3 protein-coding genes and 2 pseudogenes (2 of these 5 cut by a window edge) are annotated in these 3,163 nt (G+C 44.1%); all 5 read left to right on the top strand.

Annotation, left to right across the window (positions count from 1 at the left end; translation table 11 throughout):
- A pseudogene (locus COV52_02295) lies at positions 1–370 on the top strand (hypothetical protein) (it extends 770 nt beyond the left edge of the window).
- A complete protein-coding gene (locus tag COV52_02290) occupies positions 357–1,589 on the top strand; it encodes a hypothetical protein (protein ID PIR11761.1) in 1,233 nt (410 codons plus the stop codon). The pseudogene COV52_02295 and the gene COV52_02290 overlap by 14 nt, the downstream one beginning before the upstream one ends.
- Position 1,590: 1 nt before the next feature.
- Positions 1,591–2,490, top strand: a complete 900-nt coding sequence (locus tag COV52_02285) for a hypothetical protein (protein PIR11760.1) — start codon at positions 1,591–1,593, stop codon at positions 2,488–2,490.
- Positions 2,487–2,891 carry a cysteine methyltransferase gene (locus COV52_02280; protein PIR11759.1) on the top strand — a complete coding sequence of 135 codons (405 nt, stop codon included), beginning with the start codon at positions 2,487–2,489 and terminating at the stop codon, positions 2,889–2,891. The genes COV52_02285 and COV52_02280 overlap by 4 nt, the downstream gene beginning before the upstream one ends.
- Positions 2,857–3,163 (top strand): annotated as a pseudogene (locus COV52_02275) (hypothetical protein) (it continues 587 nt past the right edge of the window). Before COV52_02280 ends, COV52_02275 begins: the two are co-directional and overlap by 35 nt.

Genomic DNA, 3,163 nt, shown 5'->3' with positions numbered 1-3,163 from the left:
TATCAATGGCGGCCTTGATACTCAACGCGCCGTTTATTGCAGCGTGATACCAGGCCAATCCGGCTGTATTCACTGCTGGAAAACCTGTGTTGAAGCCAAAAGTGGTGATTCAGCTAATCTGTTACAAGCCGAAAGCGCGGCGGATGCTGCTGAATCCCAACCGGCACCTGCCATCGTGCCTTTGGTTTCAGCTATCACGAGTTTTGTTGTGGCTGAATTTGTACGCATTGTGACAAATATTGCCAAACCCGTCGCGACCAATAAGCTATTATCGGTAGATTTTGATACAATGCAGGTTAAGCCAGCAGAAGTTTGGCAACGCCAAATTGACTGTGATTACTGTGGAAAGGGAACTCATGACGCTTATTAACAAAAACTATCGGCTATTATTGACTGCTTATTTTTTATCAACCGTTGGTGACTGGTTATATCGTTTAGCGATTCCTATTTTAATTTTTCACTTGACGCATTCTGCGCTTGCGATGTCTATTGCGTATGCGTTAACTTTCTTACCCTTTATTGTCGTCACCCCATTTGGTGGCGTGATAGCCGATCGGGTAAACCGTCGAAAGATGATGATGTATGGGGATTGGTTTGCAGCGATTGCAACACTCTGTCTTGCCCTGCAACAAACCTTTTTAAGCTCAGTCATTTGGCCAATATATCCCTTAGTCTTTGCTATTGCGGCTTTAAGCTCAGTCTACCATCCGGCTTTTCAAAGCTTTATTCCTGAAATTGTAGAGCGGGATTCATTATCAAAGGCTAATTCCTATTTGACGAGTTCAGATAACCTTATTAGCTTGCTCGGCCCACTCGCAAGCGGAGGGCTTATCGCTATTCTTGGCGCTTTAAATGCCATTTATATTAATGCGGCTTCTTTTGCATTATCCGCCATTTTAATTACCTTGATTACCAAGCGCGCTAAAGCGGCACCTCACAGAGGCATTACACTGCAATCTATTTTTATTGATCTCAAAGAGGGTATGCACTATGCGTGGAAAAATGCCGTCATTAAATACGGTTGTTTTTTGTTTTTATGTTCTAACTTTGCCATTCAAGTCTTTTATGCCAACTTTATTTTCTTCTTAGTCAAAATTCTTAAGCTCACCCCTGTGCACGTTGGGGTTGCGATTGCAGTTTCCGGCATCGGCGCCATCATTGGTTCGCTTGTTGCCCCTCGCATCGGAAAACATTTAGCAAAAGGCCGCATTATTGTGTGCTGCACGATTGGTGCGGGTTTATCAACGTTATTACTTTTACTGGCCAGAAGTGGTGTGACAGCGGGTTTAGCTTGGGGTGTCGTAGCAGCTTTTAATTCCGTTATTATCGTGACGTACTTTACATTGCGACAACGGGTCGTACCCAGTGAATACTTGGGCCGAACCGTCGCCATTACTCGCTTAATTAGTTACATGATGATTCCCATTGCCTCTATTTTCGGTGGCTGGGTTTTGCAACATCATGGTAATATGCAAATGATTATTTTACTGAGTAGCGTCGTCATGACAACAGGCGGCGTGATTGCGTGGTTTACCCCGCTGAATACGCAAACTGATATTGAGTCAGTAACAAACGAATCAGCCGTATAATATGAAGCGAACTTATCTTACCTTCCCTGAAAGCTTTAGCTTTGAAAGCACCCTGTCATTGATTAGACGATCTGAGGACGACCCAGCCAACCAAATCATTGATAATTGCTGGTACAAAGTCATCACACTCGATAATGAAAAACCACTGATTGCAACAATCAAACCAGGCAAATGTTTGCTTGTTGAAGCCTCAACCACGAACGCCAAAGAAAGCAAGGAACTGAAAACCAAGCTAGCCAAACTGCTTGGCCTGGATGACCCTTTACCCGCTCAAATTAGCACATTAAAGCTTGCTCAAAAACATGAGCAAGCTATTTTATCGTATTTAAGTGCTTACTTGCCGAGCTACACCCATCTTTTTGAAGGTATTGTGCAAACGGTTTTAGGTCAACAAATTGCGGTCAGTGCGGCAAACCAGGCTCGCAAAAACTTTGTCACGACCTTTGGCGAATCCGTTAAGGTCAATAACCAAACTCATTATGCTTACCCCACAGCCAAACAATTCCTGTCGTCTAAAACAGACGAGCGTTTTGAGCAGTTGCTTGCGATGAAGTTAAGCCGTACAAAAGCTAAAGCCATCATCGAATCAGCCGAGTGGCTGCTTAGCATTGACGAAGGCCGCTTAAATTTACTCGACAATGAACCGTTGCAAACAGCATTAACAGCTATTCACGGTATAGGCCAGTGGACAAGCGATTGGCTTTTGCTTAAATACTTCCGTCGATTTGAAATTATTCCAGCAGGTGACTTAGCCGTTAGAAAAGCCTTTACCTGGTGGTTAAACAAGCCTGAGCTACTCAGCAAAGAAGCTGTGATGAAGCTAGCTAAAAAATATCATCCGTTTGGTGGCTTATTAGCTCAACGTGTATTATGTGCGTACCAAGGACACGGCAAGAAATGACAGACGATGCAGAGTCCAAACTGTCATTGTATCGCCAAGTCTGGCAAGTGGTTTCAATGATTCCTAAAGGCCAAGTAGCCACCTATGGTCAAATTGCCAAATTAATCGGCAAGCCTCGTTATGCACGACAGGTCAGTTATGCCTTGTTTCATCGTAGGCGACTCGCGCCCCAGCTATCCCTTCCTTGGTATCGCGTGATTAACGCGCAAGGAAAAATCGCACTCAACCCTACTGATTGGCGGTTTGAGGAACAAACCCGCTGCTTGGTGCAAGAAAATGTGCCCGTGCTTTATGGAAAAGTTGATTTGAAGCTCTACCAATGGCAACCTGATGCAAAGACCTTAGCAAAGATTAAAAGGTATTGTGATGACTCAACAAAAAAGCCAAGCAAAACAAGCTGAACAGTTTTTCAAGCTTCACCAACAAGACTCGCCATTAATTCTTTTAAACGCATGGGATGCGGCGAGTGCCGCCATTTTTGAGCAAGCGGGTGCACCTGCCATTGCAACGAGTAGTGCCGCGATTGCTGTATCATTCGGCTATCCTGACGGTGAACAACTACCTTTCGAGACATTGCTTGATGTGATAAAACGTATCACTGCAACAATTAAAATACCCCTAAGCGTTGATTTTGAAGCAGGCTTTACCAAAGACACACAGAAATTACTTCACT

This window comes from Gammaproteobacteria bacterium CG11_big_fil_rev_8_21_14_0_20_46_22 (genome assembly GCA_002796245.1).
Classification (GTDB): domain Bacteria; phylum Pseudomonadota; class Gammaproteobacteria; order UBA12402; family UBA12402; genus 1-14-0-20-46-22.
Note: the sequence above shows the minus strand (reverse complement) of the source record. Positions and strands in the feature narration are given on the sequence as shown.

Bases quoted from the DNA above. Each gene is read 5' to 3' on its own strand.
- COV52_02285 (PIR11760.1), top strand. From the start codon at position 1,591: ATGAAGCGAACTTATCTTACCTTCCCTGAAAGCTTTAGCTTTGAAAGC.
- COV52_02290 (PIR11761.1), top strand. From the start codon at position 357: ATGACGCTTATTAACAAAAACTATCGGCTATTATTGACTGCTTATTTT.
- COV52_02280 (PIR11759.1), top strand. From the start codon at position 2,487: ATGACAGACGATGCAGAGTCCAAACTGTCATTGTATCGCCAAGTCTGG.